Genomic DNA, 24,428 nt, shown 5'->3' with positions numbered 1-24,428 from the left:
GCACCGCCGCGGCGGCCGCGGGGACCGGGGCCGCGGAGGTCAGCGGCCGGGCGGGCTGACCGGCGGCGCCTCGTCCGGCGTCCCGGCGGCCCGGTCCGCGGCGGCCCGCTCCGCGCCGACCAGGCGGGCGAGCACCCCGCGGGGGTCCGCGACGCGGGCTCCCCGGGCCTCCGCCGCCGCGAGGGGGACCGCGCCGGACGCGACGCCGAGCAGCAGCGCGACAGGACCCTCGGCGACGGCGGCGGGCTCCGCGGCCGGACCGGGCAGCACGCGGGTCCCCTCCGGGCCGGTCGCGAGCACCACCTCGACGCCGTCGCCGCGCAGCACCACGACCTCCGGCCGCGGGGACGTCCGCGAGGCCAGGAGCGCCTCGACCGCGAGGCCGAGCCACGGGGGCCGGACGGCGTCTCCCGGCCGGGGACCGGGCGCCAGCAGCGGGGCACCCCACCGCACGAGCCCGAGCACCGGCTCGCGCAGCTCGCGCCCCCGGTCGGTCAGGCCGTAGGTGACGGCCTTGCGGCCGGGCTCCTGCGAGCGCGCGACGACGCCGGCCGCGACGAGGTCCCGCAGGCGGTCCGCGAGCAGGTTGCTGGGCACCCCGGGCAGCGCCGCGCGCAGCTCGGTGTGCCGGCGGTCGGCGACGAGCAGCTCCCGCACGACCAGGAGGCTCCAGCGGTCGCCGACGACGTCGAGCGCGCGGGCCAGCCCGCAGAACTGGTGGTACTCGGACACCCTTGCGCTCCTCGGTCGTGGGACTCTACGGTTCAGATTATCAACCGTAGCGCCCGGCGATCCCCAGGAGGCACCGTGTCGCAGCCCGCAGCCCCCACCCCGCCCTGGCTGGACACCGACGGGTACCCGTTCCGGCGGGCGGTCCACGACGTCGGCGGGCACCGCGTCCACACGGTCGACCACGGCGACGGCCCGACGCTGCTCCTCCTGCACGGCAACCCCACCTGGTCCTACGCGTGGCGCGGCGTGGTCGCGCGCCTCGGCGACCGGTTCCGGTGCGTCGCGCCGGACCTGCCGGGCCTCGGGCTCTCGCAGGCGCCGCCCGGGTTCGACGGCCGTCCCTCCTCCGTCGCGCAGGTGCTGGAGGGGCTCGTCGAGCAGCTGGACCTGCGGGACGTCGTGCTCGTGGCGCAGGACTGGGGCGGCCCCGTGGGGCTGCGGCTGGTGCAGCGGATGCCGCACCGGTTCAGCGGCCTCGCGCTCGGCAACACCTGGGCGTGGCCCGTGACCGGGGACCGGCACTTCGAACGCTTCTCGGCGCTCGTGGGCGGGCCGGTCGGGCTGGCGCTCGCACGGCGGGTGAACCTCGTCGTGCGCGTCATGGTCCCGCTCGGCCACCGGCTGCGGCGCCCCACCCGCACGGAGGTGCGGCAGTACCGGTCCCCGCTCGGCACGCCGGAGCGCCGCGCCGCCACCTCGGTGCTCGCCCGGGAGATCACCGGGAGCGCCGCGTTCCTGGCCGAGGTCGAGCAGGGGCTGCCCGCGCTGCGGCACCTGCCCGCCCTGCTGCTGTGGGCGGACCGGGACATCGCGTTCCGCGGCGCCGAGCTCGAGCGCTGGCAACGCGAGCTGCCCGGCGCGGCTGTCGTCCCGCTGCCGGGCGCCGGGCACCTGCTCCAGTCCGACGCGCCGGACGCGTTCGCCGACGCGCTCGCCGCCTGGCACGGCGCCGCCCTTCCCGCCCGGGACCCGCGGTGACGGCGGACGCCGCGGGCGCGGCTGACGTGGCTGACGTGGCGGGCGCGGCTGACGTGGCGGGCGCGGCTGACGTGGCGGACGCGGAGGTTGCCTTCGACGCGCTCGCCGCGGCCCTCGCCCCGCTGGGCGTGCGGCGGACCCAGATGATGGGCCGCCCGGTGCTCTCCGTCGGCAGGCGGATGATCGCCTGCCTGGACGACGGCGTGCTCGGGGTGCGCCTCGGGGCCGGGTCGCCGGCGCACACCGCCGCGCTGCGTCGTCCCGGCGCCGCGGTGTTCAGCCCGGGCGGACGGGGGCGGACGTTCCGGGACTGGGTCGGGCTGCCACTGGCGGCGGCGGACCACTGGGAGGACGCCGCCCGGGACGCGCTCCGGGCGGCGCGAGGCGCGTGACGCCGCGACATGCGTGGCGCGTGATGCCGCCTCGTCCACGGCTCAGGCGGTGACGGCGCGGCGCCGGGGCGTGACCAGGCGCTCCGCACCGGCCGCCGCACGCACGAGCAGCAGCAGGACGACCGCGGCGGCCCCCAGGTACGCCGGGCGGGTGAGCCACCAGTCCCAGGTCCACGGCACGGGCAGCGCGCGCCCGACCGCCAGCAGCACCACGCCGGCGACGGCGAACACGGCCGACAGGTGCCACAGGTACAGGCCCATCGAGCGGGGACCGACCCAGCGCACCAGCCGCGACCGGCCCGCCCACCGGGCGACCGGCTCCCGCAGCAGCAGCGCGCCGGCCACCTGCGCGACCGCGAACCCGACGACCGGGGCGGTCGGCGGCGCGAGGTTCGAGACGGCCTCCCCCGGCAGGCCGATCATCGACGCCGGGTAGGGCCCGACGACGATCAGCGCCACCGCGGCTGCGAGGCCACCGGCAGCCAGCAGGGCGAGCGCAGGTCGCTCCCGCGGCGCCGCCGGCGGGACCGGGCGCAGCCGGCGCCCCGCGTGGACGAGGCCCGCGACGAACGGGACCGCCCACACCAGGAGCAGGTTCGGCCAACCGGGTACGGGCAGCTCGTCCGAGAAGCGCAGCAGGTCCACCACCAGCGGCAGCGCGGCCGCCGCCGCCAGCACCCGCCAGGCGCCCCACCGTCGCAGCGCCGCCACCAGCGCCGGGGCCGCCGCGAGCAGGGCGAGCTGCACCCCCACGAACCACAGCGGCTGCGGGACGATCCGCGCCACGCGGTCCACCGCCGCCTCCGGCACACCGACCCGCGGCAGGACCGCGACGAGGCCGGCCCACACCGCGACCAGCAGACCCACGGGCGGCGCCATGCGCAGCAGCCGCACCCCGGCGAACCGCCAGCCCGGCACCGCAGGCCCACGCTCGAGGTCGTAGCGGGCGGCCGCACCGGCGGCGAAGAACAGCAGCGGGAGCGGCTGCAGCCACGTCAGCAGCCAGGCAGGGCCGTGCCCCAGGGCGTTGCCCACCTCGAGCGACCCGCCGTCCCACACGGCCTCGAGCATCAGCCAGTGCAGCGCGACCACCACGAGGATGCCGACCGCCCGCACCGCGTCGACGAAGCCGTCACGCCCGCGACGGCGAGGCGTCGCGGACCGGGTGGGCCGCTCGGGCGCGAGGACGTTCGCCTCACCGGGGACCCCGACGGCGGGGCTGGGCGCGGTGAGGACCCCGGGGGTGACGCCGCGCGGCGACCTCCCCGACGGGGAACCCGCGCGCGGCGGCGCGGTGGTCGGACGGGACGGCAGGACGGTCGACATGGCGGCGCTCCCCGGGCAGCCGCGCGGCGGGCGCGGACGCCCGGCGGTCGGGCGCAGCACCAGCCTGGCGAGCGGAGCCGCAGGTCAGAACGGGTCCGTCCCCCGGGACGGCGCACCCTGTCCCCCGGCCGGAGCGGGGGTTGTCCCCCGCCCCCGATCCCTTCCGGTCAGGCGGGCGGCTGGGACTCCGAGGCGCTCCCGGGGGCGTCGGAGGGGTCGGCGGGGGCGGGCGTGGCCGGCGGGGCTGCGGTCGGCCCGGCCGCCGGCGGCCCGTACGCCGGGGCGCTCCAGCCGGCCGGCGGCGCGGCCGGACCGGGGTGCACGTCGGACGGAGCGGCTCCGGCGGGCGCGGCGGACGGCTGCCCCGGGGGCACCGGAGCCGGCTGGCCGCCGGACGGCTGACCGGGCTGCGTCGGGTACGCCGCGGGCGGGTAGGCGGCACCCGGGCCGGTGTACGCCGGGGCGCCGGCCGGCTGGGCCGGGCCGCCGGGCTGGGCCGGGGCACCGGGGTACGCCGGGGCGCCAGGGTAGCCACCGGGACCGGGATAGCCGCCGGCACCAGGATGGACCGGAGCGCCGGCGTAGGCACCGGGGTACGCGCCGGGACCGGGCTGCCCCGCCGGGCCGCCGTACGGCGACGGCGGCGCGGGCCGCGCGGCAGGGCCGGGCACCCGCCCGCGCTCCAGGGCGCCGACGACGAGGCCGCCGGCGGCCATCGCGGCCCCGAGCGCCGTGAGCACCGAGGAGCCCACGACGGCGAACCGGTAGGTCCACCCGATGCCGTAGCCGTAGCCGAACAGGACCGTCTGGGTCACGAGCCCGCCGAGGGCGCCGAGCGCGAGGACGCCGACCCCCGTCCAGAGGAGCTGCGTCGCTGTCATCCGAGGCACGCCCCGACCGTATCCCCTGCCCACACCCCGCGTCCGCCCTTCACCACACCCCGTTCGGAGGCTCCCAACGCGCTCGGAGGTCCCCCCGCGCCATCGTGGTGGTCCGCGGACCACCACGATCACCCGTCGGAGGCTCCCACCACTCCGCGGGCGCGCCACGCTCGGGGGCGCACCACGCTCGGGGGCGCGCGCCGGTTCGGGGGCGTCGCGCTCGGAGAGGTGGCCGGTCCGGGGGGCGGGCGGTCGGAGGCTCCGAACGGGATCGGAGGGTGCTGCGCGGAATCGTGGTGGTCCGCGGACCACCACGACCACCCGTCGGAGCCTCCGACGGGTGCGTGGGGCAGGGGGTGGGGGTGGAGGGAGAGGGGGGCGGGGGCCAGTGGGGGGGCTGGTCAGGCGTCGAGGTGGAGGTGGCGGAGGACCGCCAGGACGCGGCGGTGGTCGCCGGCGTCGGGGGCCAGGCCGAGCTTGCCGAAGATCGACGTCACGTGCTTCTCGACGGCCCCGTAGGACAGCACGAGGGCGTCCGCGATCGCGCCGTTGGACCGCCCCTGCGCCATGAGGGCGAGCACCTCCTGCTCGCGGGGCGTGAGGCGCGCGATGCCGGGGTCGACCCGGGCGGCGCCCATGAGCTGGCTGACCACCTCGGGGTCCAGGACGGTGCGCCCGGCGGCGATGCGCTCGAGGGCGTCGAGGAACTCCGCGACGTCCGCGACCCGGTCCTTGAGCAGGTAGCCGACGCCGCGGGCGTCCCCGCCGAACAGCTGCGCCGCGTACCGCGTCTCGACGTACTGCGAGAAGAGCAGCACGCCGACGCCGGGGTGCGCGGCCCGGAGCGCGAGGGCCGCGCGCAGCCCCTCGTCGGTGAACCCCGGGGGCATCCGGACGTCCACCACCGCGACGTCGGGCGCCCGCCCGGTCGCGGCGAGCAGGGCGACCTCACGCACCAGCGCGTCGCCGTCGCCGACGGCCGCGAGGACCTCGTGGTCCCGGCGGGTCAGCAGCGCGGCGAGGCCGTCGCGCAGGATCACGGAGTCCTCGGCGATCACGACCCGCACGGCGCCCCCTCCCCGGCCCGCGGCGGGGCGATCACGTGGGCCGTCATCGGGTCACGCTCAGCGGCAGGTGCACGGTGACCACCGTAGGCCCGCCCGCCGGGCTGTCGACGTCGAGCGAGCCGTCCACGGTCGCGACCCGGTCGGACAGCCCGGCGAGCCCGGACCCGCCGGACGCGCCCGGCAGCGCGAGCCGCGCCCCGCCCCGGCCGTCGTCGCGGACGCGCACCCGCAGCACCCCGTCGACGACGTCGGCGCGGACGGCGGCGGCGGTGGCGCCGGAGTGCCGCACGACGTTCGTCAGCAGCTCGGCGACGGCGAAGTACGCGATGGTCTCGACCTCCGGCGCGGGGCGGCCCGGCAGGTCCACCTCGACCGCGACGGGCACCGGGCACCGGGAGGCGAGCGTCGCCAGCGCCACCGCGAGCCCGTCGTCGAGCGCCGGCGGGTGGATGCCGCGGGCGATGTCGCGCAGCTCGACGAGCGTGTCCTTGAGGGCGCCGTGCGCGTCGTCGAGCAGCTCGAGGGCCTCGGCGCCGGCGGCGTCCGCACCAGCGCCCGCCAGCCGCTCGCGGGCGTCGCCGATCTGCATGGCGACCGCGACGAGCCGCGCCTGGGTGCCGTCGTGCAGGTCCCGCTCGATGCGGCGCAACCGGGCGTCGGCGTCGGTCACGGCGGTCCCGCGGCTTTGCTCGAGGAACCGCACCCGGAGGCTCGCCGCGCTCGGCCCGAGCAGCGCGGCGCTGAGCAGCCGGAACAGGTGCCCGAACGCCAGCGTCATCCGGTGCCACACCAGCAGCGCCACGAGCCCGATCGCGATGAGGATCCACTGCCGCAGCGGGGTGTCGACGAAGTAGCCGTCGGCCAGCTGGGCTCCGCGGTGCATCCGGCCGTCGGGGCCCTCCTGGGCGGGGAGCCAGCGGTACCAGAACCAGTGCGTGGTGCCGCCGAGCGCGACCGCGAGGAACGCCACGGAGACGGTGAACGAGACGATGGCGAGCGGGAGCGACAGGGCGCCGAAGGCCAGCGCGCGCCAGCCCGCCCCGTCGCCGAGCAGCGCGCCGACGCGGCGCCAGAAGCCCCGCACCCGCCGGCGGGGCAGCGGCGGCGCCACCGCCACGCGCAGCATCCCCCGCGCCATCCCCCGGTAGAGCCCGCCCCACGCCCGGCCGGCGACGACGACCCAGCCGGCGAGGAACAGCCCGAGCACGGTGACCGCGAGCGACGGCGGGAGCACGACGGCGAGCACGGCGTGCGCGAACGCGAACGGCGCGAGCAGCAGCGCCAGGCACAGGTAGCCCATCTCGCGCCACGTCCGGGTCATCACCCCCGGGCGCCAGAGCGCGCCCCGGGCGAGCTCGGCGGTGCGGGAGACCGGGGCGGCCGGCTGGCTGGTGGACATCGGGGCGGGTGCTCCTCGTGTGCGGGACGGGCGGGACGGGGACGGGACAGGTGCCGGCGGGGCAGCGCGGGCCGGGTGGCCGGGCGCCGTCGACGACGACGACGACCCCATCGTCCCGCGCCGACCCTCCGGCGCGGCACCCGGTGCGCCCGCCGGTCCACCCGGGGGCTGTCCCCCGGCCGGGGCGCGGGCGCACCGGGCCACCGCCCGCAGGTCACAAACCGATAACGATCCAAGATTCGGTAAAGTCGCAGGTCAGAGGGCATGGGCAAGACCCAGGTCGTCCCAGGATCCACCGGATCAGCACGTTCTCGCCTCGACTCCGTCGCCGACATGGGGCACGGTGGAGCACGACCAGATCGACGATCGGTCGGTGCGTGACGCCCTCGCCGGGGTCCCCGCAGCGCCCCTCACCGGGCCGCCGCAGCGGGGCCCGTGGAGCGCCCGCCGCCGCGCAGACCCGCATCCGCCGGGGACCCGCGCGGCCACCGGCCGCCGACGTGCCCGCTCCGCCCCCGGAGCGTGCCCGCCCGGGCCCACGAGGCCCGCCGCGGCGGGGAGCGCGTCATGAGAGACGAGGTGGATGTGTGACCGGACTGCGCGTCGAGGGCGTGTACAAGGTGTTCGGGCGACGACCCGGCGAGGCCGTGAAGCGGCTCCGGGACGGCGCGTCCCGCGACGACGTGCGCCCCTGGGGCACGGCGGCGGTGATCGACGCCGACCTGGAGATCCGGGCCGGCGAGACGTTCGTCGTCATGGGCCTGTCGGGCTCCGGCAAGTCGACGCTGATCCGCATGCTGAACGGGCTGCTCACGCCCACGGCGGGCCGCGTGCTGCTGGACGACGACGACCTGGGCGCCGTCAGCCCGGCCCAGCTCCGCAGCATCCGGCAGCGCAAGGTGAGCATGGTGTTCCAGCACTTCGCGCTGCTGCCGCACCGCACGGTGCGCGACAACGCCGCCTACCCGCTCGCGCTGCAGGGCGTGGACCGGGACGAGAGCCGCACCCGCGCCGACGAGGCGCTCGCGATGGTCGGCCTGGACCAGTGGGGCGACGCGCTCCCCCACGAGCTGTCGGGCGGTATGCGGCAGCGGGTCGGCCTGGCCCGCGCGCTGGCCGCCGACACCGACGTGCTGCTCATGGACGAGGCGTTCTCCGCCCTGGACCCGCTGATCCGCCGCGAGATGCAGGACCAGCTCCTGGAGCTGCAGCAGTCGCTCGGCAAGACGATCGTGTTCATCACCCACGACCTCAACGAGGCCATGTACCTGGGCGACCGCATCGCGATGATGCGCGACGGCCGGGTGGTGCAGGTCGGCACGAGCGAGCAGATCCTGTCCGCGCCGGCGGACGACTACGTGGCGCAGTTCATCGCCGACGTGGACCGCACCCGGGTGCTGACCGCCTCCTCCGTGATGCGCCGCCCGGCCGCCGTGGCCTTCGCCGCCGGCGGGCCCCGCCTCGCGCTGCGGACGATGCGCGACGCGCAGGTCGCCGCCGCCTACGTGGTGGACCGCTCGCGGGTGCTGCACGGCATCGTGCGCGACGCCGTCGCGGTGGAGGCGACCCGCGCCGGCCGCGAGACCCTGGACGGCCTGGTCGACACCAGCCTCACGTCGGTGTCGGTCGACACGCCGCTGGCCGAGGTGTTCGCGCCCGCGGCCGAGTCGCCGCTGCCGGTGCCGGTCACGGACGACAAGGGCCGCCTGGTCGGCGTGATCCCCCGGGCGACCCTGCTGGAGGCGATGGTCCCGGCGGACACCGGAACCCCGCCCCGGGGCACGCCGACGGCCGACCAGCGCTCGACCGCCGCCGCCGGCACCGGCGTCCCCGCCGGCACCGGCGCCCCCGCCGACCCGACCCCGGCGGACGCCACCACCGCGGCCCCCTCCGCGGGGCGGCACGACGAGGAGGTGACCGCGTGAGCGCCGCGACCCTCGCCCTGGACGCCACGGGCACCGGCATGCCGCGCCTGCCGCTCGGCGAGGCCGTCGAGGGCGCCATCGACTGGGTGACCACGACGTTCGACCCGGTGTTCGACGCGGTCAAGACGGTGTTCGAGGGCGCCTACGACGGCCTCGACACCGCCCTGAGCGGCCCGCCGTTCTGGTTCGTCGCGGTGGCGCTCGCCCTGGTAGCGCTGTTCGCGAAGGGCTGGAAGCTCGCCGTCGGCACCCTGGTCGGCCTCGTCGTCGTGGCGGGCGTCGACCAGTGGGGCAACGCCATGGACACGCTCGCCCTGGTGCTGCTGGCCTCCGCGGTCGCGCTGGTGATCGCCGTGCCGCTCGGCATCTGGGCGGCGCGGGACGACCGGGTCTCGCGCACGGTGCGGCCCGTGCTCGACTTCATGCAGACCATGCCGGCGTTCGTGTACCTGATCCCGACGGTCGTCATCTTCCGCGTCGGAGTCGTCCCGGGCATCGTCGCCACCGTGATCTTCGCGATGGCGCCGGGCGTCCGGTTCACCGAGCTCGGCCTGCGGCAGGTCGACCGCGAGGTCGTCGAGGCCGGGCACGCCTTCGGGTCCACCGAGGGCCGCATCCTCCGGCAGATCCAGCTCCCGCTGGCGATGCCGACCATCATGGCCGGCGTCAACCAGGTGATCATGCTGGCGCTGTCGATGGTCGTCATCTCCGGCATGGCCGGTGCACCCGGCCTCGGCCGCGACGTCGTGCAGGCGCTGCAGCGCGTGAACGTCTCGCTCGGCTTCGAGGCCGGCCTGTCGGTCGTGATCCTCGCGATCTTCCTGGACCGCGTCACCTCGGCGCTCGGCACCCGGTCGCGCACGGCGCGCGCCGTCGCCGCCGCCGCACGCGCCTGACGCACCTTCACCCGCGGGGCCCCCGCCCCGCACCCTTCCCCACCCCGACCGGGTGCCGGTACCGTGCCGCGCACCCACGAAAGGACCCCATGCGCACCCGCACCCGTCGTCCCGTCCTCGCCGCGTCCGCGCTCGCGCTCGGCCTCGCGCTGACCGCCTGCGCCTCCGACGGCTCGGGCTCCTCGGACGACGAGAACCGGCTGGAGAACGGCGACCTGCCCGAGGTCTCGATCGGCGTCCACTCCGGCTGGGACGAGGGCATCGCCGTGTCCGCCCTGTTCCAGACGATGCTCGAGGAGGACGGCTACACCGTCGAGTCCCAGGAGGCCGACGCCGGCGTCGTCTACACCGGCATGGCCGGCGGCGACTTCGACGTCAACTTCGACATGTGGCTGCCGACCACGCACGCCGACTACCTCGAGAAGTACGGCGACGACCTGGAGCAGCTCGGCGTCTGGTACGACGACGCCCGGCTCACCATCGCGGTGAACGAGGACTCCCCGATCACGTCGCTCGACGAGCTGGCGGAGGACGCCGACGTCGTCGGCAACCGGATCGTCGGCATCGAGTCGGGCGCCGGCCTGACCCGCATCACCCAGGACGAGGTCATCCCGACCTACGGCCTGGAGGACATGGAGTTCGTGGTGTCCTCGACGCCGGCGATGCTCGCCGAGCTCAAGGGCGCCACCGAGGCGGGCGACGACATCGCGGTGACGCTGTGGCGGCCGCACTGGGCGTACGACGCCTACCCGATCCGCGACCTGGAGGACCCGGAGGGCGCGCTGGGCGACGCCGAGGAGATCCACACCGTGGGCCGCACCGGCTTCTCGGAGGACTACCCGACGCTGACCAAGCTGATCGAGGCGTTCACGCTGACCGACGAGCAGCTGTTCTCGCTCGAGAACCTCATGTTCAACGAGGACGGCGGCAGCGACCCGGCGGCGTCCGCGGCGCAGTGGCTCGAGGACAACCCGGACTTCGTGACGGACCTCAAGGAGGCGGCCGGCGTCTGAGCCGACCGCTCCCGCGACGGAGCCCCCCGTGCCGGTGCGGCGCGGGGGGCTCCGTCGTGCTCAGGCCTGCGGCACCTCGGCGCGGAACCGGGCGACGAGGGCCTCGCCGGCCCGCACCGCGGCGGCGACGTCCCCCTCGGGGACGTGCGCGAGGCGCAGGCAGCCCCGCACGACGGCGTCGGCGTAGGCGGCGCGGGTGCCGTCGTCGCCCCACTGCCGCTGGGAGATGATCCCCTCGACGAGCCCGAATGCGAGCTCCAGGTCGGCGTCCGCGAGCGCCGCGGTGTCGACGCCCTGCGACGCGAGCACGGCGGCGCACAGCTCGCGGTAGTGCCGCCGCAGGGCGACCTGGCTCTCGCGGGTCTCGGCGAACTCGGTCTCGGCGATGTCGAGCAGCCGGTAGACGACGTGCAGGTTCCACCGGTCGCGCAGCAGGCCGTCGAGGTCGTACCGGGCCAGGGCCGCCAGCGCCGCCGTCGGGTCGGGCGCGCCACCGTCCGGGCCGGCGGTGCGCAGCCACTCGGCGAGCTGCACGGACGGCGCGACCGTGCCCTTGAGCAGCGAGCGCAGGATCTGGCTCTTGTCCGCGAAGTGGTAGTACAGGGACGCCTGCTTGATGCCGACGGCGTCCGCGATCTGCCGGGTCGTCGTCTCCGTGTAGCCCTGGGAGCCGAACAGGGAGGCGGCGGCCGCGAGGATCTCGTCCCGCGTGCTGAGCGCGCTGTCCTTGCGGGGGGCGGAGCGGGGGCGGCCCCGGCGGCGCGGCGGCGCGGGCGGCGCCGGCGCGGGCGGGGACGCCGGACCGGTCAGGTCGGTCGACGCCTGGTCAGGCACGGGCGGGCGTCCTCTCGGCGTCGGCGAGCGTGTCCTTCACGACCCGCCCATCCTGCACCACGAGGCGCACCCGGCGCGGGTCCGCGAGCGCTGCGATGCTGGTCAGCGGGTCGACGTCGGTCAGCACGAGGTCGGCGCGCCGGCCGGGGGCGACGGTGCCCACCTGGTCGTCCAGGCCGAGCATCCGGGCGGCCCCGGACGTCCCGGCCACGAGCGCCGCGGCGGGCGACAGGCCGTGCTCCACCAGCAGCGCGAGCTCCGCGAGGTTGCTCCCGTGGGCGACGACGCCGGCGTCGGTGCCGAGCGCGACGGGGATGCCCGCGGTGAGCGCGGCGTGCAGCCGCTCGCCGGCCTGCTCGCGCAGCGCGCGGCGCTTGGCCTCGACCCAGGGCGGCGCGCCGGCCGCGCCGGGGCGGGTCAGGGTCGCGAGCGTCGGGACCAGCCAGGTGCCGCGCTCCCCCATGAGGTCGATCGTGGCGTCGTCCACCAGGTAGCCGTGCTCGATGCTGCGCACCCCCGCGCGGACGGCCGCGGCGATGCCGGCGGCGCCCTGGGCGTGGGCGGCGACCCCCACGCCCCCGTGCCGCGCGGCCTCCTCGACGACCGCCCGGAGCTCCGCCTCGGACAGCCCGCCGGACTCGGGGGTGCTGCGGGGGCTGCCGGTGCCGCCGGTGGCCGCGACCTTGACCCAGTCGGCGCCCTGCCGGATCACCTCGCGCACGGCCCGCACGAACTCGGCCGGCGAGTCCGCGACGGCTCCGGCACCCGGGCCCGTGTCGAGGGCGACCCCGTCGACCGTGCGCCAGTCCCCGTGGCCGCCGGTGACCGACAGGATGCGGATCGCCACCTGCAGCCGGGGCCCGCGCACGAGGCCCTGCTCGACCGCCTCGCGGAAGCCGGAGTCGGCACCGGCGAGGTCGCGCGCGGTCGTCACGCCGGCGTCGAGCGTCGCCGCCAGGTGCGGGACCGCGCGCAGGGTGAGCAGCGACTCGGGCGCGAGCACCGTCGCGAGGGCGTCGGCGCCGGGCAGCGAGCTCACGTGCACGTGGCAGTCGAGGAACCCGGGCAGCAGGGTGCGGCCCGCCGCGTCGACCACCCGGAGCGTGCCGGGGTCGGGGTCGGCCGGGCGGACCACGGTCCCCGTGGGACCGACCGCGGCCACCAGGCCGTCGGAGACGAGCACGTCGGTGCCCGGCGCGGGCGGGGCGCCGGTGCCGTCGAGCAGGCGCACGTCGCGGAGCAGGAGGTCGGTCACCGCGTCAGGCTAACCCATTACCTGTCACCGACAGATTTTACGTGCGCGCAACATGCGGCAACCCGGGCGCAACGCCCCGCGGCTACTTTTCCGATCACCGACAGGAAATCGCGTCGGACGCACCACCCCCGCGGCACCGGCCACGGACCGCACCCCCCCTGCACCCCTCCCCCTCGGCGTCGCGGCCCCGTCCCCCGCCGCTGCGCACCCCTGACCGAGAGGCACCGAGCATGAGCCCGAGCACCCGTCAGCCCGCGCGGCACCGCCGCGCCCCCCGCACCGCCGCCGCGGCCGGCGCCGCCCTCGCGGGCGTGCTCGCCCTGACCGCCTGCGGCCAGAGCGGCACGGTCGGCGGCAGCACCGCCGCGGGCGACGACACCTTCACCGCCGTCATGCTCACCGGGTACACCACCCCGCCGGACCCCGACGTCAACTACGACGGCCCCGGCCTCAACATCATCGAGAACACGTACGAGGGGCTCGTCGCGTACGCCGACGGCGTCGAGGAGCCGACGATCGTCCCGGAGCTCGCCGAGGAGTGGACCGTCTCCGACGACGGCCTGACCTACACCTTCACGCTGCGCCCGGACGTCACGTTCCACGACGGCACCGCGCTGACGTCCGAGGCGGTGGCGGCCTCGTTCGAGCGGCGCACCACCGTCGACGCCGGCCCGGCGTACATGGTCGGCGACGTGGTCTCGGTCGAGACCCCGGACGACCTCACCGCCGTCGTGACCCTCGCCGCGCCCAACGCCGCGTTCCTCGACTACCTCGCCTCGCCGTTCGGCGTGAAGCTCATCAGCCCCACCGTGCTCGAGGAGCAGGCGGGCGACGACGCGGCGCAGACCTACCTCACGACGCACGACGCCGGCACCGGCCCGTACGAGCTGACGGCGGTCGAGACCGGCGAGCGCTACGAGCTGACGGCGTACGACGGCTACTGGGGCGACGCCCCGGCCATCCCGTCCGTGGAGATCCAGGTCGCCGAGAACGCGTCCGCCGCGCAGCTCCAGCTCGAGCGCGGGGAGATCGACGCGATCCTCGGCAACCTCAACAAGACGTCCTTCGAGTCGTTCGCGGACAGCGACGAGGTCACCACCTCCACGTTCCCGAACTTCACGACGCAGATGGTCTACGTCAACCCGGGCTCCTCCTGGCTGCCGGACGCCGCCGCACGCGAGGCGCTGTTCGCCGGCATCGACAAGGAGTCGGTGGTCGCCGAGGCCATGGGCAGCCTGGAGGTGCCGACCGACCAGCTCTTCCCGCAGGGCATGGTGGACGCCGGCATCGACGACCAGGGCATCGCGTACGACGCGCAGGCCTGGGACTCGCTCGGCACCCCCGCGTCCGGCACCGTGCGGATCGCGTACGCCGGCTCCAGCGCGGACGGCAAGGCCGTCGCCGAGGAGCTCGGCTCGCGGCTGAGCACCGCCGGCATCCCGGCGGAGGCGGTCGCGTACTCCGCCGGCACCATCTACGGCATCGCGGACGAGGGCGCCGACGGACCCGACCTCGCGGTGTTCTCGGTGTTCCCCGACGCCGGCCACCCGGACGCGTGGGCGGGCATCATCTACACCCCGTCCGGCGGTCTGGACCTGTTCGGCGCCGAGGTGCCGGGCCTGGGCGACCTGCTCGACGCGGCGCGCGCCGACACGGACGTCTCCGCCTACGCCCCGGTCGCCGCGGCGATCAACGAGACCCGGTACTGGTACTCGATCGGCTCGCTGAACACCACCCTGCTCACCACGCCGGACGTCACCGGCACGCAGGAGGCGCAGAACGTCCTCGAGTACAACGTGCTGCACTTCGCGGCCCTCGGGCGGTCCTGACCCCCGAGCACCACCCCGGGCGGGGCGGCCACCCGCCCCGCCCGGGCCCCGCACCCGTCCCCCGACCCCGTGGAGGAAACCCCATGACCGCCACCGCCACCGCCCCGGTGCTGCGCGTCACCGGCCTCGACGTCCGCCTCACGCGCGACGGCGAGCAGGTGCACGCCGTGCGCGGCGTCGACCTGACCGTCGAGCGCGGCGAGGTCGTCGGTCTCGTCGGCGGGTCCGGGTCGGGCAAGAGCATCCTGGGCCTGTCGGTGATGGGCCTGCTGCCGGCCTCGGCCCGCCCGGTCCTGGCCGGCGAGGTCCACCTGGCGGGGGTCGACATGGTGCGCGCCCCGCAGGCGGAGCGCCGCGCCGCCCGGCGGGCGCACGTCGGCGCCGTCTTCCAGGACCCGATGACGTCGCTCGACCCGACCATGACCATCGGCCGCCAGCTCGGCGAGGTCACCCGCGACCGCGCCCACGCGCTGTCGCTGCTCGAGGACGTCGGCATCCCGCGCGCGGCGGACCGCCTCAAGGCCTACCCGCACCAGCTCTCGGGCGGCCTGCGGCAGCGGGTCATGATCGCGCTCGCCGTCGCCCGCCGCCCCTCGCTCATCCTCGCCGACGAGCCGACCACCGCGCTGGACGTGACCGTGCAGGCGCAGATCCTCGAGCTGCTGCTGACGCTGCGCGACGACATCGGCTGCTCGATCGTGTTCGTGACGCACGACCTCGGCGTCGCCGCGCAGGTGTGCGACCGGATCGCGGTCATGCAGCAGGGCCGGATCGTCGAGTCGGCGGGCGTGGACGAGGTGTTCGACCGCCCCGCGCACCCGTACACCCGGGAGCTGCTGCGGTCCCGCATCGACCTGCGGACCCCGCGCGACCGCCCGCTCACGGCGGCCCGCGCCGCGACCGCGCCGCGACCGGACGCCCCGGGCGAGGACCCCGCGGTCGGCGCCGACGGCGTGCTGGACCTCGCGCCGGGCGCGCCGGCCCCGGAGCTCCCCGCGGTCTGGCCGCCCGTGGTGCTGCGCGGGACCGCCGCGGTGACCGTCCGGGACGTGCACCGGGTCTTCCGCAGCGGCCCGCCGTGGCGCCGCCGCGAGCTGCCCGCCCTGCGCGGCGTCGACCTGGAGGTGCGCGCCGGCGAGGCCGTCGCGCTCGTCGGCGAGTCGGGCTGCGGCAAGTCGACGCTGCTGCGCGTGGTGGCCGGGCTGGAGACCACGACCTCGGGCGAGGTCGCGCTGGCCGAGGGCGCCGGGCCGCAGATGGTGTTCCAGGACGCCGGTGCCTCGCTCACCCCGTGGCTGCGCGTCGGGACCATGCTGGACGAGCGCCTGCGGTCCCACGTCACGGGCATGTCGCGCGCCGCCCGCCAGGACCGCGTGCTCGACGCCCTGCGCACCGTCGGCCTGCCGCCCGAGGCGGCCCGCGCCCGCGGCGACCAGCTCTCCGGCGGCCAGCGCCAGCGCGTCGCGCTCGCCCGGGCCGTCATCGTGCCGCCGACCGTGCTGCTGTGCGACGAGCCGACCAGCGCCCTCGACGTCTCGCTCGCCGCGACCGTCCTCGACCTCATCGGGCGGCTGCGCCGCGAGCTCGGGATGTCGGTGCTGTTCGTCACGCACGACCTCGCCGCCGCGCGCATCGTCGCCGACCGGATCGCCGTCATGCGCGAGGGACGCATCGTCGAGGTCGGCCCCACCGACGACGTCTGCGAGCGCCCCCGCGACGGGTACACCCGCACGCTGCTGGGCGCGATCCCCGGCCCGCAGCACCGCCGCGACCGCGTCCCCTCCACCACGGGAGCCAGCCGATGACCACCGCCGACCTCGCCGTCACCCCGACCGGCACCCCGGGCACTGCGGGCCCGGCGGGCCCCGCCGGTCCCACGGGCCGTGCCGCCCGCCGCTGGGCCCGGGTCACCGCGGTCCGGCACCGCGCCTTCGGCGTCGACCTGGCCGCGATCGTCGTCCTGCTGCTGATCGTCGCGGCCGCCGCGGCGGCCCCCGTGCTGGCGCCCCACTCCCCCGTGCTGCGCAGCGGCGAGGCGTTCCTGCCGCCGCTGAGCCCCGACCACCTGCTCGGGACCGACGCCCTCGGCTACGACATCCTGTCCCGCCTGCTGTACGGGATGCGGTCCAGCCTGCTGGCCGCCGCGGTCGTCATCGCCTCGGGGGTCCTCGTCGGCGGGCTGGTGGGCCTGCTCGCCGGGGCGCTGCCGGGCTGGGTCGACACCCTGCTCATGCGGACCACCGACCTGTTCCTGGCGCTGCCGGGCCTGGTCATCGCGATGGCGGTCGCCGCGGCGCTGGGGGCCTCGTTCACATCCGCGCTGATCGGCGTCGCCGTGGTGTGGTGGCCCCTGTACGCGCGGCTCGTCCGCGGCGAGGTCCGCGCGTGGGCCGCCCGCCCGCACCTCGAGGCCGCCCGGCTCGCGGGCACCCCGTGGGGCGCCCGGGTCACGCGCCACCTGCTGCCGGGGGTCCGCTCGACGATCGTCGTGGCCGCGAGCCTCGACGTGGGCGGGCTCGTCGTCGCGCTGTCGGGGCTGTCGTTCATCGGCCTGTCCTCGCCGGCGCCGGCCCCGGAGCTCGGCGCGATGGCCGCCCAGGGCATGGCGTACCTGCTGCAGGCGTGGTGGGTGCCGATCTTCCCCGGCCTGGCGGTGCTGGTGATCGCGCTCGCGGCGAACCTCGCCGGCGACGGGGTCCGCGACCTCATGCGGGGCCGCTGATGCGCGCGCCCGCCCTCCCCCCGTCCCCCACCCCGCCCGCGAAGGAGGCCCCGGCATGGTGATGTTCCTGGTCAAGCGGCTCGCCGCCACGCTCGGCGTGCTGCTGGCGCTCACCATGGCGCTGTTCGGCCTCCAGGAGGTCAGCGGCGTCGACCCCGCCAAGGCGTACGTGGGCGCGAACGCCTCCGCGGACGCGGTCGCCGCCGCCCGGGAGCGCCTCGGCCTCGACGAGCCGCTCGCGCAGCGCTACCTCACGTACCTCGGCGGCGTGCTGCACGGGGACCTCCAGAACTCGCTGCGCAGCCGCACCCCGGTGGCCGAGAACCTCGCGCAGGTGCTCCCCGCCAGCCTGGAGCTCGCCGCGTGGGTGCTGGCGATCGCGCTGGTGCTGGGCGTGGCGTTCGCCGCGCTGACGACCCTCGCGTGGCGCGGCGCCGGCATCGTGCGGGTCGTGCTGCTCAGCGGCGCCGCCGCCCCGACGTTCCTGCTGGGCATGGTCGCGCTGCTGGTGTTCTACGCGCAGCTGGGCTGGGCGCCGTCCGGCGGTCGCACCGGCCTGCGCGACGCCCCCGCCGGCCCCACGGGGTTCCTCGTGCTCGACGGCCTGCTCCACGGGCGGTTCGACGTCGCCGGCGACGCGGTGGCGCACCTCGCGCTGCCGGCCCTGTGCGCCGCGATCTCCCCCGCCGTGGCCATCGGCCGGGTCCTGGTGGACGGGCTCAAGGCGAACATGGCCGCCGACCACGCCCGCACGGCCCGCGCGGCCGGCATGAGCGAGCGGCAGATCCTCGTGCGGCACGCCGTCCGCAACTCCCTCGGACCGACGCTGTCGATGGTCGGCATCCAGGCGGGGATGCTCCTGGCCGGGCTCGTGGTGGTCGAGAAGATCTTCGACTGGCCCGGCGTCGGGTCCTACCTCGACAAGTCCGTCGCCGCCTCCGACTTCCCCGCGATCGCCGGCGTGGCCCTGGTGCTGGGCGTCGTCTACGTCCTGCTCAACACCGTCGTCGACTGCCTGCAGGCCGCCGCCGACCGCCGCATCGCCCTCACCTGACCCCCGCCCACCCCCGCCCACCCCCATCCGCCGAGCTCGGCAGTCCGCTGCCGAGGTCGGCACCCGGACCTGCCGGGCTCGCACTGCCGAGCTCGGCCCCCGTGCACCACCGGAAGGAACCACCATGAACGTCACCGGCAACGCCGTGCTCATCGTCGTCGACATCCAGGGCGGCGACGTCGAGCGCGCCGAGTCCCGCACCGAGATCCCGTACATGCCGGGACGCACCGAGCGGGCGCCGCGCGTGCGGAAGATGATCGCGACCTGCCGCGAGCAGGGCGTCCCGGTGGTGTGGATCCAGGAGGTCCACAAGCCCTCCCTCATCGACATCGGGCGCGAGCTCGACGGCGCCGAGGGGCCGCACTGCGTCGAGGGCTGGCCGGAGACGGAGCTCGCGCAGGGGCTGGACCCCCGGCCCGACGAGTTCCTCATCCGCAAGCGCCGCTACTCCGCGTTCTTCGGCACGGAGCTCGAGATCGTGCTCAAGGCGTACCGGGCGGACACGGTCATCCTCATCGGCGGCCTGACCGACGTCTGCATCCACTACACGGCGGTCGACGCCCACCAGCACGACTACCGCGTCCGCGTCGTCACCGACGCCGTCGGCGGCTCCACGCAGGAGGCGCACGACGCCGCGCTGAACGCGATCCACTACCTGCAGCGCGACGCCCTCGTCACCGCCGAGGAGGTCCAGGAGTGGCTGGCCACCGCCACCCCGAACCCCGAGGTGCAGCGCGCGCTGGCCACCACCGCCCAGGCCGTCTGAGGGAGGACCCGATGACCATCTCCACCGCCTCGCCCACCGGCGCCCGCGACCACGCGCGCGCCCAGGGCGGCACCGTGGTCGAGACCATGCCGACCGTCCCGGCCGCCACCGCGGACCACTGGCCGGCCGACGTGGCCCCGGCGGACCGGCTGCACGCCGAGACCGTCGCCGGGGGGAACTACACGACCGTCGTACTCGCGCGCGGCTCCGTGCTGGAGCTGACCGACCTCGAGGGCGACGCCTGCGCGCACCTCGTCCTCGTCCACGCCGGGCAGCCCGACGAGCGGCTCAACGTGGCCGACACCGTCAAGATCCAGTGGCAGGCGTACCTGGGCGCCGGGTCGATGCTGCTGTCCGACCGGGGCCGGGTGCTCGCGACCGTCGTCGAGGACACCTCGGGCCGGCACGACACATTCTGCGGCACGTCCTCGCGGGTCGCGAACGAGGCCCGGTACGGCGACGGGTCCCCCCAGGGCGGCACGCCCGCCGGGCGGGAGCTGCTGCTGCTCGCCGCGCTGAAGAACGGCCTGGACGCCCGCGACGTGCCGCCGAGCCTGTCGTTCTTCCAGGGCGTGCGGATCGCCGGGGACGGCACCACGGCGTTCACCGGGTCGGCCGGCGCCGGCGCCCGGGTGCGGCTGCGCCTGGAACTGCCCTGCGCGGTGCTGCTGGCGAACGTCCCGCACCCGGTCGACCCGCGGCCCGAGTACGTCTCGACGCCGCTGCGCGTGCGCGCCTGGCGCGGGACCCCCGCGGACCTCGACGCACCCGAGGCCACCGCGACGCCGGAGGCGGCGCGCGCCTACGCCAACACCATCGACCACGCCCGCGCGAGGGGACTGTGACCATGACCGAGACCACCGCCCGGACCGCCACCGCCCCGACGTCCCCGGCCCCGTCGGCCGACGCCCTGCCCGCCCGGCTCGCCGGCGCCACCGTCGTCCTCGACCAGGTCGTGCCCCGGCGCTCCCCCTGGTCCGCGGTCGTCCGCGCCGGCCAGGAGCTGACGATCGTCGACCTCGAGGGCAACCAGGCCGTCGACTGCCTGCTGTACGACGCCCACGACACCTCCGTGCGGTACTCGGCGTCCGACACCGTCGCCGCGCAGCGCAACGTGTACCTGGTCGCCGGGTCGGTGCTGCGCGCCGGCACCGGGGACCCGCTGATGACGCTCGTGCACGACGAGGTCGGGCGCCACGACACCATCGGCGGCGCGTGCTCCAAGGAGTCGAACTCCCTGCGGTACGGCCACCACACCGTGCACCAGCACGCCTGCGTCGAGAACTTCCTCGCCGAGGGCGCGCGCTGGGGCCTGGGCAAGCGCGACCTGGTGTCGAACATCAACTGGTACATGAACGTGCCGGTCGAGGCGGACGGCGCGCTCGGCATCGTCGACGGCATCTCCTCCCCCGGCCTGTCGCTGACGCTGCGCGCGGAGCGCGACGTCCTGGTGCTGGTGTCGAACTGCCCGCAGGTCAACAACCCCTGCAACGGGTTCGACCCCACTCCGGTGCGGATGATCGTCACCGGGGGCGCCGCGTGACCACGCCCGTCGACGGCCTGGCCGCGGTGGGCCGGGCGTACGCCCGGATCGCCGAGGTCGACCGACCCGAGGTGTGGATCCACCTGCGGCCCCGGGCGGACGTGGAGGCCGACGTGCGCGCGCAGGCGGACCGGGCGGCGGCGGGCGAGGACCTGCCGCTGCTCGGCCGCCTCGTGGCGGTGAAGGACAACATCGACGTCGCGGGCCTGCCGACGACCGCGGGCTGCCCGGGCGTCGCGTGGACGCCCGACGCCGACGCCACCGCCGTCGCCCGGCTGCGGGACGCGGGCGCCGTGGTGCTGGGCAAGACCAACCTCGACCAGTTCGCGACCGGTCTGGTCGGCACCCGCAGCCCCTACGGCGCGGTGCGCTCCGCCGACCACCCGGACCGCGTCTCCGGCGGCTCGTCGTCCGGGTCGGCGGTCGCGGTCGCGCTCGGGGTCGTCGACCTGGCGCTGGGCACCGACACCGCCGGGTCGAACCGGGTGCCTGCGGCGCTGCAGGGCGTCGTCGGGGTGAAGCCCACCCCCGGGCTGGTCCCGACGACCGGGGTGCTGCCGGCGTGCCGCTCGCTCGACTGCGTCGGCGTGTTCGCGCGCTCCCTGCCGCTGGCCGCCCGGGCCGTCGCGCTCATGTCCGGCCCCGACGGCGTGGACGCGCTGGCGCGGCCCGTGCCGGCCGACGCACCGCTGGCCGCGACCGCCCGCCCGGTGCTCGCCGTGCCCCGCGCCGAGGACCTGACCGCGCTCGCACCGCTGTGGCGGGACGCGTTCGCCGCGACCACCGACCGCCTCCGGGACGCCGGGTGGCGGCTGCGCGAGGTCGACCTCACCCCGTTCCTGGCCGCCGCCCGGCTGCTGTACGACGGCGCGTTCGTCGCCGAGCGGTACGCCGCCGTCGGCGCGCTCGTGGACGCCGCACCCGAGGGCCTCGACCCCGTGGTCGCCCGCATCATCGGCGCCGCGCGCGACCTGCCCGCGCACCGGTACGCGGCCGACCTCGTCACGCTGGCCGGGCTGCGGAGCGCCGCGGAGACGGCCCTCGGCGACGCCGACGCGCTGCTCCTGCCGACCACCACGCACCACCCGACGCTCGCCGAGGTCGCCGCCGACCCGGTCGGCGTGAACTCCCGCCTGGGGACGTTCACCAACTTCTGCAACCTGTTCGGCTACGCGGCCGTCGCCGTCCCCGTCGACGCGGGGGCCCCGGGCGAGCGCGTCGGCGTGACCGTGCTGACGCGCGCGTTCGCGGACGCCGCGGCGCTGGACCTCGCGGGGCGGCTGCTCGCGCTCGCGGGGCCGCGGGCGTGGGAGGTGCTGGACGACCCGAGCGACGACGGTCTCGGGGCCGCCGCCGCGGCCGCGCTGTCCGCGGGGGCGGACCGGGCCGTCGACCTGCTGGTCGTCGGCGCCCACCTGTCCGGCCTCCCGCTGCACGACCGGCTCCGCCGGCACGGCGCGCTCGCGCTCGGCGAGGTCCGCACGGCCCCGGGCTACCGGCTGGCGGCGCTCGGCGACCCGCTCGGCCGGCCGGGGATGGTCCGCGCACCGGGAGCGGACGGGCAGGTCACGGGCGAGCTCTGGCGCCTGCCCCGGCCCGCGCTCGCGGACCTGCTCGCGGAGAGCGCACCGCCGCTGGGCCTCGGCTGGGTGGACCTGGCCGACGGGCGCACCGTGCTCGGCTACCTGGCGGAGGACGCGGCCGTGCGCGGGCTCACCCCGGTGGCCTCGGGCTCGTGGCGCGACCACGCGGTGACGGCGTGACCGCCGGGACGGGGCTCGCGCCCGGGTCGGGCACCGCCGGGCACGCCGCCTCGGCGCCGCCCGCGCCCGCGGGGCGACCGCCCCGGCTCTGGCCGATGGCCACCGGGACGTTCGCGATCGGCTTCGGCTCGTACGTCATGGCCGGCCTGGTGCCGAGCGTGTCCGCCGACCTCGGCGTCTCCGTGACGCAGGTCGGCACCCTCGTCGGCGTCTACGGCTTCACGTACGCGGTGTCGACCCCGCTGCTCACGCTGGCGGTCGGCCGGGTCCCGCGCCGCCTGCTCATGTGCGTCGCCCTCGGGCTGTTCGCCCTGGCCGCTGCCGGCACCGCCCTGGCGACCACGTACACCCAGGTCGCCGTCCTGCGGGGCCTCTCGGCGGTCGCGGCGGGCGGGTTCACGCCGACCGCCACGGTGCTCGCCGCGCGGCTCGCGCCGCCCGGGGGCCGGGGGCGCGCGGTCGCCACGGTCTTCGGCGGCCTCACGACGGCCACCGTGCTCGGCGCCCCGGCGGGCAACCTGCTGGGCCCGGTGCTCGGCTACCGCGGCGTGTACGCGCTGGTCGGGGTGCTGGCGCTCGTCGCCCTCGGGAGCGTGCTGCTGCTGGTGCGGACCGGGCCCGCCACCGTTCCCGGCCCGGCGGACGACGACGCCGCGGCCGTCCCCGCGCCGCCGCCGGGCGCCGCGCTCCCTCCGGCCGCCGCGGTCCCGCCGGTCCCCGGTGCCGCCCGGCCCGTCGCCGTCCCTGACGCCCAGCGGCCCGGTGCCGGCCCCGCGCTGCCCGGCCTCGTCGCCGTCGTGCTCGGCGTCTCGATGCTCGAGACCGCCGCCGCGCTCATGGTGCAGACCTACGCGTCGCCGCTGCTCACGGACCTGGCGGGGCTCACCGGCGCCCTGCTGAGCGCCGTGCTGCTGGCGTACGGCGTGGCGGGCGTCGCGGGCAACGTCGTCGGCGGGCGCCTGGCGGACCGGTTCGGCGCGGCGCGCAGCATCGTCCTCGCGCTCGGCACCTCCACGCTGGCGCTCCTGCTGCTCACCCCCGCCACCGCGACGGCGTGGACCGCCCTGGCGGTGTTCGCGCTGTGGGGCTTCGCGGCCTGGGCGATGAACTCGCCGCTGCAGAACGTCCTGCTGACGCTCGCGGGCCGGCACGGGCAGCTGGTGGTCGCGCTGAACTCGTCGATCATCTCGCTCGGCACCGGGCTCGGCGCGCTCGCCGGCGGCTGGGTCGTCGCCGGCCCGGGCTACGCGCTGCTGGGCGCGGTGGCGGCGGGCGTCATGCTCCTCGCCGTCGTGCTCGTGGCGCTCGTCTCCCGCCGCCCGGCGGTAGCCCGCGTCTGACGTCCGGCGTCGTCAGCGGCCCGCGGCCCGCGGCTCCCCCATCAGCCGCGACGCCATCCGGTCCCACTCCTGCACCAGGTCGAGCCCCTCGGCGTCGCGCAGCCACCGCAGCTGCACGCCGTCCATCGCCGCGAGCACCTCGCGGGCGAGCACCCGCGGGTCCTCCGGGGTGCCGTCCGCGACGGCCGCGGCGGCGAACAGGTCGAGCGCCCACTGCTCGCGCGCGAGGAAGTAGTCGTGCGCGGGGTGGGCCGGGTCGAGGGACTCCCCGTTCAGCACGGTGTACAGCCGCACGATCTCCGGCTGCTGCGCGTTGCGCTCGACGAGGGCCGCGCAGAGGTCCCGCAGGCCGACCGCGGCGTCCTGGCCGGAGTCGAAGACGTCGGCGTCGACGCCGAGCAGCTCGGCGAGCCGGGCCAGGTCGACGGCGTCGCGGTACTCGAGCACGGCGACCAGCAGCTGCTCCTTCGACCCGACGTGGTGCAGCACGCCGCCCTCGGTGATCCCGCAGGCCAGCGCGACGTCGCGCAGCGTCAGCCCCCAGAACCCCCGCTCGGCGATGAGGCCGGCGGAGACGGTGAGGATCTGCGTGAGCCGGTCCGACGCGCTCATCCGCGAGCGCGTGGTCCGCGGCGAGTACGCGCTGGCGGTGGGGCTGTGCGGCACCTGGTCTCCTCGGTCGTGCTGCCTCGCCCATTGTGGCAGAGACGGCT

General features: G+C 76.9%; 22 protein-coding genes. 14 read left to right on the top strand and 8 right to left on the bottom strand.

Annotated elements, in window-relative coordinates; translation table 11 throughout:
• Nucleotides 1-39: 39 nt before the first annotated feature.
• Nucleotides 40-732, bottom strand: a complete 693-nt coding sequence (locus tag AAHH18_RS09630; protein WP_343301448.1) for a winged helix-turn-helix transcriptional regulator — start codon at nt 730-732, stop codon at nt 40-42.
• Nucleotides 733-807: 75 nt separating this feature from the next.
• Here AAHH18_RS09630 and AAHH18_RS09625 point away from each other — a divergent pair, with 75 nt between their 5' ends.
• A complete protein-coding gene (locus tag AAHH18_RS09625) occupies nt 808-1,710 on the top strand; it encodes an alpha/beta fold hydrolase (protein WP_343301447.1) in 903 nt (300 codons plus the stop codon).
• The gene (locus tag AAHH18_RS09620; RefSeq protein WP_343301446.1) at nt 1,707-2,102 is read left to right on the top strand and encodes a hypothetical protein; all 396 of its coding nucleotides are present in this window, start codon (nt 1,707-1,709) and stop codon (nt 2,100-2,102) included. The genes AAHH18_RS09625 and AAHH18_RS09620 overlap by 4 nt, the downstream gene beginning before the upstream one ends.
• Before the next feature lie 42 nt (nt 2,103-2,144).
• Here AAHH18_RS09620 and AAHH18_RS09615 read toward each other — a convergent pair whose 3' ends face one another.
• From AAHH18_RS09615 to AAHH18_RS09600, 4 genes are all read right to left on the bottom strand, one after another.
• Complete coding sequence (locus AAHH18_RS09615) at nt 2,145-3,428, bottom strand: acyltransferase family protein (RefSeq protein WP_343301445.1); 1,284 nt, start codon at nt 3,426-3,428, stop codon at nt 2,145-2,147.
• Between the two features lie 167 nt (nt 3,429-3,595).
• Nucleotides 3,596-4,318, bottom strand: coding sequence for a hypothetical protein (locus AAHH18_RS09610; protein ID WP_343301444.1), 723 nt, complete (start codon nt 4,316-4,318; stop codon nt 3,596-3,598).
• A gap of 392 nt (nt 4,319-4,710) precedes the next feature.
• Complete coding sequence (locus AAHH18_RS09605; protein ID WP_283321993.1) at nt 4,711-5,376, bottom strand: response regulator transcription factor; 666 nt, start codon at nt 5,374-5,376, stop codon at nt 4,711-4,713.
• Between the two features lie 43 nt (nt 5,377-5,419).
• Nucleotides 5,420-6,775, bottom strand: a complete 1,356-nt coding sequence (locus AAHH18_RS09600; RefSeq protein ID WP_283319753.1) for a sensor histidine kinase — start codon at nt 6,773-6,775, stop codon at nt 5,420-5,422.
• A 587-nt stretch (nt 6,776-7,362) separates the two neighbouring features.
• On the opposite strand from AAHH18_RS09600, the gene AAHH18_RS09595 reads away from it, so the two are divergent.
• From AAHH18_RS09595 to AAHH18_RS09585, 3 genes are all read left to right on the top strand, one after another.
• Nucleotides 7,363-8,700 carry a quaternary amine ABC transporter ATP-binding protein gene (locus tag AAHH18_RS09595; RefSeq protein WP_343301443.1) on the top strand — a complete coding sequence of 446 codons (1,338 nt, stop codon included), beginning with the start codon at nt 7,363-7,365 and terminating at the stop codon, nt 8,698-8,700.
• 38 nt (nt 8,701-8,738) lie between these two features.
• Nucleotides 8,739-9,596 (top strand): ABC transporter permease, encoded by an 858-nt coding sequence (locus AAHH18_RS09590; protein ID WP_283321992.1) that lies wholly within the window; start codon nt 8,739-8,741, stop codon nt 9,594-9,596.
• An 89-nt stretch (nt 9,597-9,685) separates the two neighbouring features.
• Nucleotides 9,686-10,609, top strand: a complete 924-nt coding sequence (locus AAHH18_RS09585; protein ID WP_343301442.1) for a glycine betaine ABC transporter substrate-binding protein — start codon at nt 9,686-9,688, stop codon at nt 10,607-10,609.
• 60 nt (nt 10,610-10,669) lie between these two features.
• Here the strand turns inward: AAHH18_RS09585 and AAHH18_RS09580 are convergent, their stop codons facing one another.
• Nucleotides 10,670-11,443 (bottom strand): TetR/AcrR family transcriptional regulator, encoded by a 774-nt coding sequence (locus AAHH18_RS09580; protein WP_343301441.1) that lies wholly within the window; start codon nt 11,441-11,443, stop codon nt 10,670-10,672.
• Nucleotides 11,436-12,698, bottom strand: a complete 1,263-nt coding sequence (locus AAHH18_RS09575; RefSeq protein ID WP_343301440.1) for a metal-dependent hydrolase family protein — start codon at nt 12,696-12,698, stop codon at nt 11,436-11,438. The genes AAHH18_RS09580 and AAHH18_RS09575 overlap by 8 nt, the downstream gene beginning before the upstream one ends.
• Before the next feature lie 230 nt (nt 12,699-12,928).
• Between AAHH18_RS09575 and AAHH18_RS09570 the strand changes: the two genes are divergently transcribed.
• The 9 genes from AAHH18_RS09570 to AAHH18_RS09530 all read left to right on the top strand — a co-directional run bounded on the left by AAHH18_RS09570 (nt 12,929) and on the right by AAHH18_RS09530 (nt 23,715).
• Nucleotides 12,929-14,527, top strand: a complete 1,599-nt coding sequence (locus AAHH18_RS09570; protein ID WP_283319748.1) for an ABC transporter substrate-binding protein — start codon at nt 12,929-12,931, stop codon at nt 14,525-14,527.
• An 83-nt stretch (nt 14,528-14,610) separates the two neighbouring features.
• Nucleotides 14,611-16,332, top strand: coding sequence for an ABC transporter ATP-binding protein (locus tag AAHH18_RS09565; protein WP_343301439.1), 1,722 nt, complete (start codon nt 14,611-14,613; stop codon nt 16,330-16,332).
• Nucleotides 16,329-17,249 carry an ABC transporter permease gene (locus tag AAHH18_RS09560; RefSeq protein ID WP_343301438.1) on the top strand — a complete coding sequence of 307 codons (921 nt, stop codon included), beginning with the start codon at nt 16,329-16,331 and terminating at the stop codon, nt 17,247-17,249. Before AAHH18_RS09565 ends, AAHH18_RS09560 begins: the two co-directional genes overlap by 4 nt.
• Nucleotides 17,250-17,304: 55 nt before the next feature.
• A complete protein-coding gene (locus tag AAHH18_RS09555; RefSeq protein ID WP_283319745.1) occupies nt 17,305-18,303 on the top strand; it encodes an ABC transporter permease in 999 nt (332 codons plus the stop codon).
• 124 nt (nt 18,304-18,427) lie between these two features.
• Entirely contained in the window at nt 18,428-19,069 is a 642-nt protein-coding gene (locus AAHH18_RS09550; protein ID WP_283319744.1) for a cysteine hydrolase family protein, read from the top strand.
• 11 nt (nt 19,070-19,080) lie between these two features.
• On the top strand, nt 19,081-19,914 hold the full coding sequence (locus AAHH18_RS09545) for an urea amidolyase associated protein UAAP1 (RefSeq protein WP_343301437.1): 834 nt from the start codon (nt 19,081-19,083) through the stop codon (nt 19,912-19,914).
• A 2-nt stretch (nt 19,915-19,916) separates the two neighbouring features.
• Nucleotides 19,917-20,612, top strand: a complete 696-nt coding sequence (locus tag AAHH18_RS09540) for an urea amidolyase associated protein UAAP2 (protein ID WP_283319742.1) — start codon at nt 19,917-19,919, stop codon at nt 20,610-20,612.
• Nucleotides 20,609-22,375, top strand: a complete 1,767-nt coding sequence (atzF, locus tag AAHH18_RS09535; protein WP_343301436.1) for an allophanate hydrolase — start codon at nt 20,609-20,611, stop codon at nt 22,373-22,375. Before AAHH18_RS09540 ends, atzF begins: the two co-directional genes overlap by 4 nt.
• The gene (locus tag AAHH18_RS09530; protein ID WP_343301435.1) at nt 22,372-23,715 is read left to right on the top strand and encodes an MFS transporter; all 1,344 of its coding nucleotides are present in this window, start codon (nt 22,372-22,374) and stop codon (nt 23,713-23,715) included. The genes atzF and AAHH18_RS09530 overlap by 4 nt, the downstream gene beginning before the upstream one ends.
• Before the next feature lie 12 nt (nt 23,716-23,727).
• On the opposite strand, the gene AAHH18_RS09525 is transcribed toward AAHH18_RS09530, so the two are convergent.
• Nucleotides 23,728-24,381, bottom strand: coding sequence for a TetR/AcrR family transcriptional regulator (locus AAHH18_RS09525; RefSeq protein WP_283319739.1), 654 nt, complete (start codon nt 24,379-24,381; stop codon nt 23,728-23,730).
• Nucleotides 24,382-24,428 lie beyond the last annotated feature (47 nt).

Origin of the sequence: Cellulomonas olei (assembly GCF_039548315.1) — a bacterium.
Classification (GTDB): Bacteria; Actinomycetota; Actinomycetes; order Actinomycetales; family Cellulomonadaceae; genus Cellulomonas.
This window is presented reverse-complemented; position numbering and strand designations above follow the sequence as displayed.

What these genes read in the sequence shown, in the direction of transcription:
- AAHH18_RS09615 (WP_343301445.1), bottom strand. Translation starts at nt 3,428, where the DNA reads ATGTCGACCGTCCTGCCGTCCCGTCCGACCACCGCGCCGCCGCGCGCG.
- AAHH18_RS09600 (WP_283319753.1), bottom strand. Translation starts at nt 6,775, where the DNA reads ATGTCCACCAGCCAGCCGGCCGCCCCGGTCTCCCGCACCGCCGAGCTC.
- AAHH18_RS09590 (WP_283321992.1), top strand. Translation starts at nt 8,739, where the DNA reads ATGCCGCGCCTGCCGCTCGGCGAGGCCGTCGAGGGCGCCATCGACTGG.
- AAHH18_RS09585 (WP_343301442.1), top strand. Translation starts at nt 9,686, where the DNA reads ATGCGCACCCGCACCCGTCGTCCCGTCCTCGCCGCGTCCGCGCTCGCG.
- AAHH18_RS09570 (WP_283319748.1), top strand. Translation starts at nt 12,929, where the DNA reads ATGAGCCCGAGCACCCGTCAGCCCGCGCGGCACCGCCGCGCCCCCCGC.
- AAHH18_RS09565 (WP_343301439.1), top strand. Translation starts at nt 14,611, where the DNA reads ATGACCGCCACCGCCACCGCCCCGGTGCTGCGCGTCACCGGCCTCGAC.
- AAHH18_RS09560 (WP_343301438.1), top strand. Translation starts at nt 16,329, where the DNA reads ATGACCACCGCCGACCTCGCCGTCACCCCGACCGGCACCCCGGGCACT.
- AAHH18_RS09555 (WP_283319745.1), top strand. Translation starts at nt 17,305, where the DNA reads ATGGTGATGTTCCTGGTCAAGCGGCTCGCCGCCACGCTCGGCGTGCTG.
- AAHH18_RS09550 (WP_283319744.1), top strand. Translation starts at nt 18,428, where the DNA reads ATGAACGTCACCGGCAACGCCGTGCTCATCGTCGTCGACATCCAGGGC.
- AAHH18_RS09545 (WP_343301437.1), top strand. Translation starts at nt 19,081, where the DNA reads ATGACCATCTCCACCGCCTCGCCCACCGGCGCCCGCGACCACGCGCGC.
- AAHH18_RS09540 (WP_283319742.1), top strand. Translation starts at nt 19,917, where the DNA reads ATGACCGAGACCACCGCCCGGACCGCCACCGCCCCGACGTCCCCGGCC.